The sequence below is a fragment of the Aquirufa nivalisilvae genome, assembly GCF_004307455.1.
GTDB lineage: Bacteria > Bacteroidota > Bacteroidia > Cytophagales > Spirosomataceae > Aquirufa > Aquirufa nivalisilvae.
The window spans coordinates 507233-521078 of sequence record NZ_SEWX01000001.1; the positions used below are offsets into that span (position 1 = coordinate 507233).

Annotated in this window: 12 protein-coding genes and 2 tRNA genes; 4 read left to right on the plus strand and 10 right to left on the minus strand. The window is 39.9% G+C overall.

Going from position 1 to position 13846, the window contains the following annotated elements; translation table 11 throughout:
- Window positions 1-59 precede the first annotated feature (59 nt).
- The 4 genes from EWU22_RS02275 to EWU22_RS02290 all read right to left on the minus strand — a co-directional run bounded on the left by EWU22_RS02275 (window position 60) and on the right by EWU22_RS02290 (window position 2846).
- A complete protein-coding gene (locus EWU22_RS02275; RefSeq protein ID WP_130924243.1) occupies window positions 60-1061 on the minus strand; it encodes a glycosyl transferase in 1002 nt (333 codons plus the stop codon).
- Window positions 1062-1177: 116 nt separating this feature from the next.
- Window positions 1178-2443, minus strand: coding sequence for a serine hydrolase domain-containing protein (locus tag EWU22_RS02280; RefSeq protein ID WP_130924244.1), 1266 nt, complete (start codon window positions 2441-2443; stop codon window positions 1178-1180).
- Between the two features lie 201 nt (window positions 2444-2644).
- Window positions 2645-2730 (minus strand) — tRNA-Leu (locus EWU22_RS02285).
- Window positions 2731-2770: 40 nt separating this feature from the next.
- Window positions 2771-2846 (minus strand) — tRNA-Gly (locus EWU22_RS02290).
- A gap of 98 nt (window positions 2847-2944) precedes the next feature.
- Between EWU22_RS02290 and EWU22_RS02295 the strand changes: the two genes are divergently transcribed.
- On the plus strand, window positions 2945-3415 hold the full coding sequence (locus tag EWU22_RS02295; protein ID WP_109321773.1) for an Lrp/AsnC family transcriptional regulator: 471 nt from the start codon (window positions 2945-2947) through the stop codon (window positions 3413-3415).
- Here the strand turns inward: EWU22_RS02295 and tgt are convergent, their stop codons facing one another.
- The 6 genes from tgt to EWU22_RS02325 all read right to left on the minus strand — a co-directional run bounded on the left by tgt (window position 3416) and on the right by EWU22_RS02325 (window position 11848).
- Window positions 3416-4549, minus strand: coding sequence for a tRNA guanosine(34) transglycosylase Tgt (gene tgt / locus EWU22_RS02300; RefSeq protein WP_130924245.1), 1134 nt, complete (start codon window positions 4547-4549; stop codon window positions 3416-3418).
- A gap of 72 nt (window positions 4550-4621) precedes the next feature.
- Window positions 4622-8272 carry a PVC-type heme-binding CxxCH protein gene (locus EWU22_RS02305; protein ID WP_130924246.1) on the minus strand — a complete coding sequence of 1217 codons (3651 nt, stop codon included), beginning with the start codon at window positions 8270-8272 and terminating at the stop codon, window positions 4622-4624.
- A gap of 25 nt (window positions 8273-8297) precedes the next feature.
- Window positions 8298-9410, minus strand: coding sequence for a Gfo/Idh/MocA family protein (locus tag EWU22_RS02310; RefSeq protein ID WP_109321776.1), 1113 nt, complete (start codon window positions 9408-9410; stop codon window positions 8298-8300).
- 79 nt (window positions 9411-9489) lie between these two features.
- Entirely contained in the window at window positions 9490-10374 is an 885-nt protein-coding gene (locus EWU22_RS02315; protein ID WP_130924247.1) for a DMT family transporter, read from the minus strand.
- On the minus strand, window positions 10374-11450 hold the full coding sequence (locus EWU22_RS02320) for an LptF/LptG family permease (RefSeq protein WP_109321778.1): 1077 nt from the start codon (window positions 11448-11450) through the stop codon (window positions 10374-10376). Before EWU22_RS02320 ends, EWU22_RS02315 begins: the two co-directional genes overlap by 1 nt.
- Window positions 11450-11848 carry a DUF983 domain-containing protein gene (locus EWU22_RS02325; protein ID WP_226998246.1) on the minus strand — a complete coding sequence of 133 codons (399 nt, stop codon included), beginning with the start codon at window positions 11846-11848 and terminating at the stop codon, window positions 11450-11452. The genes EWU22_RS02320 and EWU22_RS02325 overlap by 1 nt, the downstream gene beginning before the upstream one ends.
- Before the next feature lie 110 nt (window positions 11849-11958).
- Here EWU22_RS02325 and EWU22_RS02330 point away from each other — a divergent pair, with 110 nt between their 5' ends.
- The 3 genes from EWU22_RS02330 to EWU22_RS02340 are packed head-to-tail and all read left to right on the plus strand — an operon-like array spanning window position 11959 to window position 13820.
- The gene (locus EWU22_RS02330) at window positions 11959-12396 is read left to right on the plus strand and encodes a hypothetical protein (RefSeq protein ID WP_109321779.1); all 438 of its coding nucleotides are present in this window, start codon (window positions 11959-11961) and stop codon (window positions 12394-12396) included.
- 1 nt (window position 12397) lies between these two features.
- Window positions 12398-12910, plus strand: a complete 513-nt coding sequence (locus tag EWU22_RS02335; protein ID WP_109321780.1) for a D-glycero-alpha-D-manno-heptose-1,7-bisphosphate 7-phosphatase — start codon at window positions 12398-12400, stop codon at window positions 12908-12910.
- A 4-nt stretch (window positions 12911-12914) separates the two neighbouring features.
- On the plus strand, window positions 12915-13820 hold the full coding sequence (locus EWU22_RS02340) for an aldo/keto reductase (protein WP_109321781.1): 906 nt from the start codon (window positions 12915-12917) through the stop codon (window positions 13818-13820).
- The last annotated feature ends 26 nt before the right edge of the window (window positions 13821-13846 follow it).

A 13846-nucleotide genomic window follows, 5' to 3' on the forward strand; every position in this document is an offset into this window, starting at 1 on the left:
TAATCATGTTACTTAATTGTTACCTAATTGCTATGAAATTGTTAATTGAAATGGCGCAATTAAATTTGAACCTTATCGATGAAGTTAACCACCTTTTGAAAAGGTAAACTCAGGTATTTTCTTACGCGTAAAAAGCGTTTTCTAGGTTTGGGCGTAGGGGTTTTGATATAAAAACAAGGAAATTTCTTGTACATTTCATGCCCATTTTTAATCAAAATTTGTGCGTATTGGTCGAAAATCGTAGCCACATCTGCCTTTTCCTGAAAGGTATAGCGATTCTGGTATTTTGAGATTTCGGTAGGGTTTTCAGGATGATAACCTGAGAAATGGAAAAAGATAAGGGGTACTGAGTCGTTGACTGAATATGGAATGTTTTCTCCTGTTAAAGTTCGTTCATGCAGGTTCCAATAGGCCATGTTTAGGCCTACATGCCGACTAATGTACACATCATCAAAGTAAACGGGAGCAAAATTCACCCACAATTGATCTACAAACATACCATTGGCTAAATCGATGTAGCATTGATCGCGGAGGCGCTCTTTCCACCAGTGTAAGAAAGCGAGGGTATTAGGACTACGTTTAGTACCTAGGAATCCTAAGTTAAAAATACCCGTGTTTAACAAATCCGTTTCTTGTGGACGAGAAGTGTCTGGATACGGGCTTACAATATGGGGCGTTAGAACTAGACTATGGTTTTTTAAAGGTGTTTCAATTTCGTTCAGCGCTTGAAAAACCAAAATGTCTGGATCAAAGTAATGTACTATTTCAGCCTCTGGATAGGTATTATACACATATTCCATGAAAAAAGGTTTCACGGCTGTGTTTAATTCAGTGATATTGTATTTATCACAAAGCTCGTCTAGATCCTCGATTCCAATGGTATGTAATTCAATCAAAGGATAAGTAGGCAATTGGGATTTATCAATGCTGGATTGGTCCAAACGATCCACCAAACCTATTAAAAAGGTATAATCTGGATTATGCTCTAAAAGAGAATCTCCCAATGATTTAGCTTGTGCTAAATAATTAATGGAGCAAATGGTAAGGACAATTTTTTGCATGATATAAATACAAGCTTTGTCAAATTTTAAAATTTGACAAAGCTATTGACAAATCTAATGGAACAAAGCTAGGTTGACAAATCAAATCTACGGCGACAATTCGAGCTTGACAAATCTTAGCGCAGCAAACTGCTATAAATGATATTTTCAACCTTTCTGCTATAATCTCCATGCGAGTTAGGAGTATGTTGGGTCATGATGAGGCAGATCATGTTTTCTTTGGGATCAGCCCAATAAGTGGTCCCATAATAGCCACCCCAGTTAAAAGAGCCTTTATTTCTACCATGTAAATGGCTGGATTTTTCGGATGTAATGGAAAAGCCTAAACCAAAATTATCAGCCCCATCTTTGATGAAATCCAATTGCGGGCTGGTCATAAGCTCTACGGTTCTTCTTCCTAAAATCTGTTTTCCATTGTATTTACCCCCATTAAGGAGCATTTGTAAGAAAATAGCATAGTCAAAAGCCGTGGAGGAAAGCCCTGCCCCACCAGAGAAATACGATTTTTTATCCAAAGGATAGTTGGGGTTGATATTCCGAAAAGTTGGCGCCCAAGCAATGACATTTTTCTGCACATTTTCGGTATATACGCCAGGAAGTCTACTCGCCTTTTCGGCTGGAACATTGAAATAGGTATCCTTCATTCCTAGTGGATCAAAGATGTTTTTCTGAAGGTATTCTTCCAAACTTTGGCCACTGATAACCTCAATGAGGCAGCCTAATAAATCAGTATTGAGGCCATAGGTAAATTTTTCTCCGGGTTGATGTTCCAAAGGTAGTTTGCCTAGAATCTTCATTTTTTCTAACAAATTGGCACGGAAAGTCCCAAGTCCCGAAGGAACACCAGCTTTGGCATAAATAGCCTTCATGCGGTCAGAACCAATGTCTGCATATCCGATTCCAGAGCTATGTGTCAATAAATCACGAAAAGTAATTTCTCTTTTGGCGTTAATGAAGGTGAAACTGGTATCGGCAGGATTATAATCTTGGATAACTTTAGGCTTCTTGAATTCAGGAATAAAATCTCCAATGGATTGATCCAGATTAAATTTACCTTTTTCGTAGAGTTGCATGATGCCTACGCTGGTAATGCCTTTGGTTTGACTCATGATACGGAAAATGGCATCGGCGGGCATGGGCTTTTTGGAGGTTAAGTCGACATAGCCGTGTCCTTTATAGTGGACTACTTGATTGTCTTTTATCACGATGGTCACTGCACCTGTCAGCCAATTTTTATCTACATACTGTTTCAAAACGGTATCTACATAGGCCAATCGTTGATTGTCAATACTTGGATGTGGCTTAACGATGGGAGAAAGAACTTGCCCGTAATGGGTCAAGCTGATGGTGATTAAGATGAGGGTGAATAAACGTTTTTTCATGGGTCAAATGATTCTTTGAATTTACCCCAAGATAAAAGGAATTTAGGAAGAAAAATAATGATTGGAATTTGTTAGGGAAATGAGTGTTTTGTCATTTATAGAGAAGGTTTTTTGTCATTAACAATAAAAACCTTGTCATTAACTCTAAATTCGACTCGTTAAAAAGCCGTAAATCGCAGTGTTTCAGCGATTTACGGCTAGTACCTGGGATGGGAATCGAACCCATACGAGCGTTTCGGCTCACAGGATTTTAAGTCCTGCGTGTCTACCAGTTCCACCACCCAGGCGGCCCTGTAAAACTCAAAAGCACCGAGGGGTGCTTCCAAGTGGAGCGAAAGACGGGGTTCGAACCCGCGACCTCGACCTTGGCAAGGTCGCGCTCTACCAGCTGAGCTACTTTCGCATTTTCGTGGGGCAAAATTAAGAACCTTTGCTTATTTATGCAAGAGGAAACGTAAATTTCCCTTAAATATTCTATAATTTTGTTTTTTCTAACATTCCATGAACATCACAAAACTAGATCAAACCGATCACAAACTGCTGGAAATTTTGCAACAAAATGCCAAAATTACCAACGCCCAATTGTCGAAGGAAATAGGCCTTTCTCCAGCTCCTACTTTGGAACGTGTCAAGAAATTAGAGAGTCTTGGAATCATCCAAAGCTATCATGCCCAAGTGGACCGCGATAAAGTAGGTTTAGGTGTAACTACTTTTGTTACAGTGACTTTAACAGGCCACAAGAAGCAAGTGACGGAGTCATTTGTTCGACAAATCAACCAAATACCTGAGGTGATTGAATGCCATCACGTGACGGGTGCTGGGGATTTTATGTTGAAGATTATCTCCAAAGATATCTCCACTTATCAGAAATTAATGTTGGAAAAAATCAACGAAATCGAAGAGGTATCAGCGACCTCCACGATGGTGATTTTATCGACTTTCAAAGAATCAAAAGTTTTACCAATTCCTTGATTATAGACGCTGCATGAGTTGTGGAATCATGCGATTTTTCCAAGAAGTGAAACTTCCTTGTAGTATTTCTTTGCGAGCTTCGCCTACTAACCACAGGTAAAAACGCAAGTTACATACACTGGCAATCATGGCACCCAGCATCTCTTCACAACGAATCAAATGCCGAACGTAGGCTTTGCTGTATTGGCCATGGACTGTATCAGCAAAAGCTGGATCTATCACAGAAAAGTCGGACTTCCACTTTTCATTTTTGATGTTGATGATGCCTTGAGTCGTGAAAATCATTCCGTTTCTCGCATTGCGTGTAGGCATCACACAGTCAAACATATCAATTCCTAAGGCGATTCCTTCTAAAATATTGGCGGGTGTTCCCACTCCCATTAAATAGCGGGGCTTGTCTTTTGGCAAGATATCTGTTACCTCATCTGCCATTTCATACATATCTTCCACGGGTTCACCTACCGATAGTCCACCAATGGCATTGCCAAATGCGCCTTTCTCTGCTATGTATTCAGCAGAAATCTTACGAAGATCTTTGTATACGCTACCTTGAACGATAGGAAACAAGGCTTGGTTGTGCCCGTATTTGGGCTCTGTGGCCTCGAATCTGTTGATACAGCGATCTAGCCAACGGTGGGTCATTTCCATGGATTTACGAGCATATTCGTAGGTACATGGATATGGCGTGCATTCATCAAAGGCCATCATGATATCTGCTCCAATGGTTCTTTGAATATCCATTACGGATTCGGGACTAAAAAAATGCGTACTGCCGTCGATGTGCGATTTAAATTTGACTCCTTCTTCTACGATTTTTCTTCCTGTCCCTGCCAAAGAATAAACTTGATATCCACCCGAGTCCGTTAAGATAGGGCCATTCCAAGAATTAAATTTATGTAGTCCACCTGCAGCTTCTATCACTTCTAAACCGGGTCTAAGGTACAGGTGGTAGGTATTTCCTAAGATAATTTGGGCTTTAATGGGATCCGTTAATTCGGAAATATGAACACCTTTAACGGTACCTGCTGTGCCAACAGGCATAAAAATGGGGGTTTGAATAGTACCGTGGTCGGTGCTTAAGCTACCGGCTCTTGCCTTGGAATGGGCATCTGTGGATTGAATCTCAAATTTCATACCACAAAGGTAGGGAAAAAATAAAGCGGTACATGAGTTCACATGCACCGCTTCTTTTTATTTGATTTTGGATTATTCTACTTTCATCACTCCATTCATGATTCTCCAGTGACCTGGGAATGTGCATAAATACGGGTAATTCCCTTTGGTTGTAGGGGCTTTGAATACCAATTTAGCTCTTCCATCTGGATCCACTAAAGCAGTATAAGCAATCACCTCTGGAATATTTGGAATATAATTCTTTTGAGCTCCATCGGCTGCGGTAATCATCTTATCAGCCGCTAAACCTATTTTCTCCTGGCTACCCATTTGACCAATCACTAAATTGTGCTGCATGGCGTCAATGTTTTCAAAGATGATTTCCACATTGGCTCCGGCTGGAACACTAAATTCACGAATGTCAAATTGCATGGCTTCTTTCACAGTTTTGATGACCTTTCTAACGACATTGGCGGAACTAGCATTATTGGCAATTTCAATTTTCCAAGTTGTAGCTAAACGTTCGTAGTAGTCAAAATCGCTTGGACGAATAGTTGTTCCAATCTTTTTGAAATAGGCCAAATTTTCTGCAGATAATTTCGGCTCTTTTCTAGCATTCCAAGTTGCGGAAGCTCCTTTCAAGGCAGCACCAAAAGCTGGAGATTCAATGATCTCAATGCTTTTTAACGCATTCACTAATTCATCTCCAGACCAAGTAGAAGCTCCCCCACGGAAGACTTTTTCCATCATGTATACATTCAAAGAACTTGGTCCACTCACTTCTAGCGCTTTGCGGTAGGTATTGTTGTTACGAACACTTTCTGGCAATGCTCCCGTTTTGTCAATCTGAATTTCCATGCTGTAAGAACCCGCTATATCGGCACTCCAACCAAAATTACCCGTCCAAGGACCATTGGTGTTTTTTGTTACGGAAACCGTTTCTCCAGGAGCTACTCCATCTGTAAAAGTGAAGGACTCCATGTCGATCCTACGGCCCATACCTTCAATCTTTAAGAATACAGGTAAAACTTTTCCTTTTTCTAAAGCTTGATCTCCTTTGTTTTTGATTCGGATGACAAAGGAAGCGTTCTCTCTTAACTTGAACTGTCCGCCTTTAATTTGTACTTCGGTCACAACTAAATCTAGTCCTTTACTTTGACCATCAACTGCGGGATTGTTTAACTCCTTACCTACTTTTTCAGCAGTGGCAACAGGCTTTCTTTTTCCTTCAGTTACGATGAAATCCTTCATTCTTTGTCCACCTTTTGCCATGGTCCAAGCCGAAAAAGCTTCAGGTAACCAGCGATCACGATTGTTTTGTTCTTTGGCAATTTTGGCGTCCATGGCCTTGTTCAATTCTGGACTTTCTGGCATTTCGATGCTTGCTAATACTGCATGTAAGGCTACCAAAGTATCTTTGTCGTTCAGTACGTTTTTCTGTATCAAAACTTTAGACCATGCCTGCGTTCTAGGCAAAACTAGAACAGCATTTTTACGTACTGCGGCACTTGGGTGGTTTAATGCAAGGCTTAATGCTGCTTTTACGCTAGGAAGCTCTAATGCTTGTAATCCCTCCAAGGTTCTTAATGCATGAATAGCTCCAACATTTAATCCCAATTCATCTACTTTTTTGTTGGCGATGAGCGCGATTAATGCTGGTACAATGTCCTTTTTGCCACGCTCTACTAACAACCTTTGAGCGTGTAAGCGCCAAAATAAATTGTTGTTGGATAGGGCTTTGATGCAAGCAGCGGGGTCATTGGTAGACAAGCTAATAGGTTGATAAGCAGGTGCTTGATTCCAACCAACACGGTAGATCCGCCCATGTGTATAATCACGTAAATCTGTTTCGTATGCATTACCTGTTCCATTGGCAAAGCCTTTTGGAACTGGATTATGTTGAATGATGAAACTATACCAATCTGCGATCCAAACGGCACCATCTGGACCAACTTGTGCAAATACAGGAGAAACCCATTCGTCGGCACCAGCCAATAAGTTAAATGCTTCTACATCATTAAAATCACTACCCGATTTCACCAAATTATTTTGGTGAACTACGTGTCCCGTGGGTTCAGAAACGAAAGCGATTTTATTCCAATATTTTTTTGGAAAGGATCTTGCCGAATAGAAATTGTGACCTGCTGCGGCCGTAAAACCACCAAAAACGTCAACCTGACGTACTTTTTGGGTGATTGGCTTCATATCCTTATGTGTATCGGTGCTTTTGCTACCGTTGAAAGAATAGGGAGCTTGCCAGATATATTTGTTAGGAATAGGGATGTACCAACCATGTGAGTTATTAGCTGTAGAACCAAAGGCATCACCAGCTTCGTTGAAATCAAATCCCCAGGTATTGTTGGAGGTATTGGTCACATGTTCCATTTTAGAACCGTCAGGTTTAAAACGGAAAAATGCATTTCCGAAATTCAGCGAATCGCTGCCTACTTTTCCTTTGAATCCTGAGTAACCTACGGAACCCCAAATCCAGTTGTCGAAACCATAATGTAGATTAGATGGCCCTGCATGGGTATCACCTGTACCAAAACCCGTGATTAATTCTTGCTTTAGATCTGCTTTATCATCCCCATCTGTATCTTTCAAAAATAAAATATGTGGTGCTTGAGAAATGATCAAACCGCCATTGGCAAAAACCATCCCTGTTGGGATGCTTAAACCTTCAGCAAATCGGGTAAATTTATCTGCCTTACCATCTTTGTTGGTGTCCTCACACATTAAAATGTAGTCGCTACCGCCGGTATTTTTACGTTCGTTTGGATAGTCTTTGGTGATTAAAACAAATAAGCGGCCTTTCTCATCCCATGCCATGGCAATGGGGTGCATGACATCTGGTTCTGCGGCAAAAACCGTTAGGTTAAAATCAACGGGGATTTGGATGTATTTAACGGATTCTTCTGGGCTCAAAGGCAATTGCTGCAATTGTGGACCCTGTCTTTTTTCGTAATTAGGTAAATTGGCTTCACGGTAAGACAAAGGAGCCAATTTTAAGTTTTCTAATAAAGTGGCTTTGTCTTTTCCAACAGCATACAATATCCCTTGTTCCACTAAGGTTTGGAAGCCGGTCGTTTCCCAAGTTCTTTCATCGTGTCCATAGGCAGTATAGAAAACATTTCCTTTTCCATAAGTTCGTACCCAAGTATAAGGTTCAGTAGCTTGGCCCGGTTTATCTTTGGCTTGTTCTGGTCCGATGATACGTGATTGAATCACGTTATTGTCAGCTTGTAATTGGCTGTGCAAATAAGTTTCATCCACGGTTTTGATACCTGGGAAGCCTTTTAAAACAGGATGCTGAGGCTGTACATTTTGAATCTGAATGGAATCCATTTTATGACGCCAAAACTGTCCACCCACCATTTTTACATATTCTGGGGAGTTTCTAAAACAGAAAGAAGCACAGTGTAACGCTACAAGTCCATGACCAGAACCAATGTATTCCAACAAAGCTTTTTCTTGTGGTTTTGGAATGGAATCATGATTGGCAAAAATGATCAAACCATCAAACTTGTTTAGATAGCTCGGATTTAGGTCTTTCAGTGACTCGGTATAGGTCAAATTAATGCCTTTTACTCCTAGAGCAGACTGTAAAGAAGGAAAGCGGTCTAGCGGTTTATGATGACCACGATCCCCTAAAAAAAGCATTTCTAATCTTCTTGGCTTTTGGTTTTGTGCCAAAAGTTGAAAGGAAGCAGCCAATAATAAAAGGAAACAAGTAAATTTTTTCATGTGTTGTTTTGCCTACGCTAAAAGATTAAAATTCAGGGATTTCGATGATTTTACCACCTTGAAGAGCAGATTCATGCGCTAATATGCCGACAGATGTCCAATTGGCCGACTGAGGAGCATTAGGGAATGGATCGCGATCTTGGGCTAGTGCTTGTAAAAATTCATTGACTAAATGCGGGTGGGAACCTCCATGGCCTCCGCCTTGAGTGAATGAAAGGTGTGTATTATCGCTTTCATCGTAAACGCCCTTTGTAGTAAAACGTTGAATTTCTTCTGGTAAATAATGTGCGAAATCGGGGGTTGCTACTTTTTCTGGAATTTCTGGTTCAGGTTTTTTAGCAGTATGTACAACAAGTTCTTCACCTTCAATCAATGGCCATTCCACACTTTTTTTAGAACCATATACTTCAAAACTTTCACGGTATTGACGGGCTACGTCAAAAAGTGAGCGATAAACAACAGCACTTAAATCTGAATTTCGGAATTTAATGTGGGCTGATTCTACTGCAAATGGAGAGTTATAATGTTGAATTAATTCTTCGCGAATGGTACCTGAGCCAAAACAAGATACATATTCTGCTTCTAATCGTAATAAACCTGCTACAGGACCTACGCAGTGGGTAGCATAGTGCATCGGAGGTAAACCTGGCCAATAATCAGGCCATCCATCCATGTCTTGTTGGTGTGAGCCTTTCAAGAATTGAATCTTTCCTAGTTCCCCTTTTTCATATAATTCTTTGATGTAAAGAAACTCACGGGAATAAACCACCGTTTCCATCATCATGTATTTTTTGCCCATTTTCCGACTAGCTTCTACGATCGCTTTGCACTCTTCTACCGTAGTGGCCATAGGAACGGTACAAGCCACATGTTTGCCCGCTAATAAGGCTTGAAGTGTCTGCTGTGCGTGTAAATGGATAGGAGAATTAATATGAACTACATCCACATTAGGATCTTGAAGTAGTTGTTCAAAGTCGGTATATCGGGTTGCTATACCGTAAGCGTCGCCAATCGAATTTAGTTTTTCCTCGTTTCTTTGGCAGATGGCATACATGTTGGCCAATGGGTGCTTTAAATAAATGGGGATAAATTCGGCTCCAAAACCAAGGCCGACAATGGCAACGTTGAATTTTTTCATAGTAGATTGTATGATTAATAAATAGAATGAAGCTTTGTAGGCTTCATCCGTTTGATTAAAAGGCAATATCAGAATTTTTTTACTCTTTTTTACCTGATTTTATTAAGAAGGGATGAATCATGACAGTCATGACTAGAAGGGATGTGCCCCAGTAAAAACCGGAATGCATAATCTCTTTGCTTCCAAAGATGAAAACGGCTAATAAAATGCCATATACGGGCTCAAGTGTAATCACGAGATTGATGGAGAAAACAGAGAATACGCGGTATAAGCGGATGGTTTCTGTATAAGCATAAACGGTACAAACAATGGCCAAAATGCTGATCCAAAGCCAATCTAGGCCTAGAGGCATAAAATGCTCCATATTACTCGAAAATCCATAGATCCAGACCAGCCCGGTGATTATTCCAGCCGTAATCATTTCATATACTGTTATTAGACGAGGGTCGAATTGGTGAGTATATTTCCCATTGATGACAGAAAAAAGGGCACCGAAAAAACCAGAAGCAATACCCATAAGGAGGCCTAAGGCTTGGGCTTGTTCTACAGAGAAAATGATGATGAGGGCTATGATGACAAGAACACCTAAAAAGACTTCTACCCGTTTGATTTTTTCTTTTTTTGTCCAAGGCTCTAATAAGCTAGTCCAAAAGGTTTGAGTGGATAATCCTGCTAAACACATGGCAACGGTTGAGACTTTGGCAGCACCGAAAAACAAGAGCCAATGCAAGGCGATGAAAAGGCCATTTAGAATCCATTGGTATAAAATGTTCTTTGGAACTCGAAAACTGACCTGTTGAAAACGAAGAATAGCCAGCAAAAAGATCGAGCTAATGACACATCGAAAAAAGACGATACTAAGTGCATTGGCTTGGGTGGCATTACCTAGTATAGCGGTAAAGGCATATAAGATTACAATGAAGTGAATCTTCAAATAGTCAATAAATCGCGGAGCTTGTCTCATTATCTAGGGAGGGTATAGTAGAGACCAATACCAATTCCGCCAAAAATGATGTTGGGTAACCAAACGGCTAACAGCGGAGGCATACCACCACCCTCGGCTATTCCTTTACTCATCATAAAGAATAGAATGTAAACAAAGGCTAAGGAGAAACCCAATGCGATTTGAAAACCAACGCCTCCTCGGGATTTTCTGGCAGAAACTAAAAAGCCAATGATGGTGAGAATGATAACGGAAAATGGGTTTGCAAAGCGAAGGTATTTTTCAATTAAGAAAATTTCGATACCATCAGCTCCTCTTGAACGAACCAGTTGAATGTGCCTTTCCAATTCAGGAAGGGTAAAGGTCTCGTGAAGGAGGTGTTTATTTTGAAAATCTTTGGGATATAAGTTGAGTGTCGTATCGATTTTAGAACCAAATACAATACCTGTTTTTTTACCTACCAATGTTCTGATTCGATAATCATGAATCGTCCATTTCTTACGAACAGAATCCCAAGTAATGTGGTCAGACATTAACTTTTCTTTGATTTCATTATTGGAAATTCGTTCTAAACTGAAGCGGTAACCTGTATTGGTACTATTATCGTAGCTCTCAATGTAGGCATAGATTTCTGGAGCAATTTTGATATGTACATCCCTCTTATCAAAGAAATAGGTGTTGTTGATGTATTTATGCTCAAAAGGTACTCGAATTTTATTGGCATTGGGGACAATCCAGCCAATCATGATGAAAGTTCCTACAGCGACAATACTTGATCCAATTAGATAGGGTCTCATGAGTCGAGTGAAACTAACACCAGAACTTAAGATGGCAATGATTTCCGTTTTGGCTGCTAGGTTAGCGGTGAAGAAAACCGTGGCAATAAAAACCATTAAGGGACTAATGTAATTCGCCCAGTAAGGAATAAAATTCAAGTAATAGTCGAAAAGAATCTCATTTAAGGGAGCTTGTTTACGGATAAAATCATCGATTTTTTCTGTATAATCAATCACCATGACAATCAATACAATCAAAAAAACTGCGAAAACATACGTTTTCAGAAATTTTTTCAGAATGTATAGATCCAGTATTTTCATTATTTAGTTTGTGCAGAACCTGCGGCGTCAGGTTTGTATTTAACCATGGAAAACAAGTGAATGAAGATGACACGAGCCATACGGAAATTGAATGGGACCATGAGTAAAGAAACCACGGTGATAGGAATGATATAGCCTTCTGCAGATGGATCCCCAAAGAAATTATAAATGATGACACCACCAATAATCATGATACCAACTGTAAAAGCGTATGAGATATACATGGCTCCAAAGAAGAAACCAGGCTCTACTTCATAGCGAAGTCCGCAAGAAGGGCAATTCTCGTGCATTTCGCTGAACTTGAAAATATTCCACCATTTGTGAGTAAAAATTCGGCCTTCATGGCATTGAGGGCAACGCGCATTGGCAGCGGCTACTAATTTGGATGGGTTTGACATATTTTCTGTTTTAAAGGGACAAAGGTAAAGAAAATTCAAGGATTAATTTGAAAGCGGTCGGGCATCTTCGGGGAATTTGTATCTTTGTAAATAACTAAAACTACCACCTTATGTATGCTATTTTATTGAATGTACACTCGTACTTACGCTGGCTTGTTCTTATCCTAGGAATCTTAGCTATTTATAGAGGTTTTAAAGGGGCGCAATCTGGAGCACCATTTACTGAATCCGACAGAAAATCAGGTTTATTTTTCTTGATTTCTGTACACACGCAGCTATTGATTGGCTTATTATTGTATTTTGTATTTAGTCCGATTACGCAGGCTGCATTTGCTGATTTTGGCGCTGCGATGAAAGACCCAGCAGTTAGATTAATTGCAGTAGAGCATATCACAGTCAATATTTTGGCTGCTATTTTGGTGACAGTGGCTTATTCAAAAAACAAGAAAGCCATTGCAGATGCTCAAAAACACAAGAATGCTTGGTTGTTATTTGGTATTGCTTTGCTTTTGATTTTAAGTCGTATTCCTTGGAGTCGTTTAGCTTAATATGAGTAATAAATGCGTTTTTTTGGATCGGGATGGAGTGCTGAATGTAGATCGAGTGGATTATGTTTACCATCTAGGTCATTTTATTATTCCAGAAGGGGTTGTGGAGGCTTTGAAAGCATTGAAAGAAGCAGGCTATTTGTTGATTGTTATTACGAATCAGAGTGGTATTGCTAAGGGTATATACGAAAGAAAAGACGTTCAACTCATCCATGATGCTCTCCAAGAGGCTAGTGGAGGGGCATTGGATGATTTGTATTTTTGTCCTTACCATGAATTGCATGATAGTGCTTCTTTGACAAGGAAGCCAGGTTCTTTATTAATTGAGAAAGCTGCGGCTAAATATGACGTTGACATGTCCCAGTCTTATATGGTGGGAGATCATGAAAGGGATATTTTAGCTGGCACAAGGGCTGGACTTCGGACTATTCGAATTGCGGAGGAAGGAACAGTCACACAGGCAACATTTTTAGTGAAAGATTTATTAGCAGCATCTAACATTATATTATCGTAGAAATATGGAAAAGATTTATTTGAGTGACGCCGGCCCGAAAGTTTCTCCTGCTATTTATGGTTTTTGGAGATGGGAAAAGGAAAGTGCTAACAGTTTAAAGGACATGGACCAAATCGTTCATTTGTGTTTGGAATTGGGCATCAATACTTTTGACCATGCTGACCGTTATGGAAAATATAGCTGCGAAAGTCTTTTCGGAAAAGTACTTGCCAATAAATCATTTAAACGCAGTGATGTTGTTTTGTTTTCAAAATGTGGGGTGAATATTCCAGATTCTTCGAAGCCAGAAATCAGAGTGAGTCATGTGGATAGTTCGGCTAAGCACATTACGACCAGTGTGGAAAACTCTTTAAGAAATTTACAGACAGATTATTTGGATGTATTTTTATTAGATCAATTGGACCCGCTTTCGGATTTAGAAAGCACGGTTTTAGCTTTAGAGAAGTTAAAAAGTTCAGGAAAGGTAAAGAACATAGGTGTTTCTAATTTCTCGGTTTATCAGCACCAATTATTGGAGTCATTTTTATCTATTCCTGTCGTTTCTAACCACATTGATTTGAATTTGTTAAATACCTCTGCTTTGGATAATGGGGCATTGGATTATGTCAAGCAAAAATACATGCGTCCTTTAGCAGTATCTCCATTGGGAGGTGGTCGTATCGAACATGGCACGGATGAATTGGCCTTGAAAGTTCGTAAGAAATTGGTTGAAATGGCCGAGAAATATGAAAGTAATATTGAATCTATTGCAGTTGCTTGGATTGTTAAATTGGGGGCTCTGCCTTTGATTGGGACCTTGGAAGAAAAACGAATTCGCAATATTGTGAATTCATTTAGTGTCAAATTAGACCATCAAGATTGGTATGAATTGTACCATACGACACGTCCAGCACCCATAGTGCACGATTAAATTATCAATTAGATTTGTCAACTTTT